We start from the raw sequence: 1,499 nt of genomic DNA, 5'->3' as shown, positions 1-1,499 counted from the left end.
CCAATGCCGTGTAGTTAGGCGTAGGGCGGGTGTGTCAAGCCGCCTGAACAGGAACGGAGCTCCTGCTAGAACCGTGTCGACCAAGATCACTGTTCGGCTAGGAGCTCCGTGGGCGTCAAGTCTGCCATCCCGCACGAGGTTGGTGTTGCTGAAGGGGCGTTCGCGCCCGGCCATCTCGGTGAGTTGACCCGGATCATTCCGTTCGAGATGGTCGATGAAGCGTTGGCCCAGACCGGCAGAGTGCAGGCACGAGTGAGGGACCTTCCCTCCCGGGTCGTGGTGTATCTGCTGCTGGCCGGGTGCATGTTCCCCCAGTTGGGGTGGCCGCAGGTGTGGCAGCGCCTGACGGCGGGCCTTCAGGGGCTGCAAGTCGCTGCCCCGACAGGCAGCGCGCTGATGCAGGCCCGCAGGCGTGTGGGAGCCGCACCGCTGCGATGGCTGTTCGATCTGCTGCGCGGCCCTGCCCCGGGTATTGGCACCGTCGGCGTGTGGTGGCGGGGGCTGCTGGTCTGCGCGATCGACGGCACACTGGCGGCGGTGCCCGACAGCCCGGCGAACCTGGTCGTGTTCGCCAAGCACCGCTGCAACAACGGCGGCGCCGGGTACCCGGCGCTGCGGCTGCTGGTCCTGGTCTGCTGCGGCACCCGCACCCTGATGGACGCGGTGTTCGGGCCGACCACCCACGGCGAGACGGTCTATGCCCCACACTTGTTGCGCAGCCTGCGCGAGGGCATGATCGTGCTGCTGGACCGGAACTTTGCCGCCCAGACGCTGGTGACCGCCATAGCCAAGACCGGCGCGCACGTGCTGGTCCGCGTGAAGAACGGCCGCCGGCTGCCAGTCCTGGGCCGCTGTGGCGACGGCTCCTATCTGTCGGCGATCGGCGCCGTCCCCGTACGTGTCATCGACTGCGAGGTCACCATCACCACGGTCGCAGGCCGTCGAACCGGCCTCTACCGGCTCGTCACCACCCTCACCGACCACCGGACCCATCCCGCCGCCGAACTGATCACGCTGTACCACCAGCGCTGGGAGATCGAGACCGCCTACCTGGAGATCAAGTCCACCACTCTGGGCGGCCGGGTCCTGCGCGCCCGCACCCCCGACGGCATCACCCAGGAGATCTACGCGCTGCTGGTCACCTACCACGTCCTGCGGCTGGCCATGGCGGATGCCACCGGCACCCGCCCGGACATCGATCCCGACCGGGCCAGCTTCTCCATCGCTCTGAACACCGCCCGCGACCTGGTCATCCAGGCCGCGGGCATCATCGCGGACACCACAATCGACCTCGTCGGCACCATCGGCCGCCGTATCCTGGCCGGCCTCATGCCCGACCGGCGCATCCGCACCCGGCCCCGCGTCGTCAAACGCGCGATCTCCAAATACAACGCCAAAGGCACCGTGGACCGGACCAGCTACAAGGCCACCATCAGCATCAACATCCTGACGACGCCGGACCCTTGACAGCCGACCCGCGACGCTAACTACACGGCATT

1 protein-coding gene is annotated in these 1,499 nt (G+C 68.0%); it reads left to right on the top strand.

The window, feature by feature from the left end; all coding sequences use genetic code 11:
• Positions 1-108 precede the first annotated feature (108 nt).
• Positions 109-1,467 (top strand): IS4 family transposase, encoded by a 1,359-nt coding sequence (locus GA0115233_RS40005; RefSeq protein ID WP_255310528.1) that lies wholly within the window; start codon positions 109-111, stop codon positions 1,465-1,467.
• The last annotated feature ends 32 nt before the right edge of the window (positions 1,468-1,499 follow it).

The organism is Streptomyces sp. DI166, from assembly GCF_900091315.1.
Lineage (GTDB): Bacteria > Actinomycetota > Actinomycetes > Streptomycetales > Streptomycetaceae > Streptomyces > Streptomyces fuscus.
This window is presented reverse-complemented; position numbering and strand designations above follow the sequence as displayed.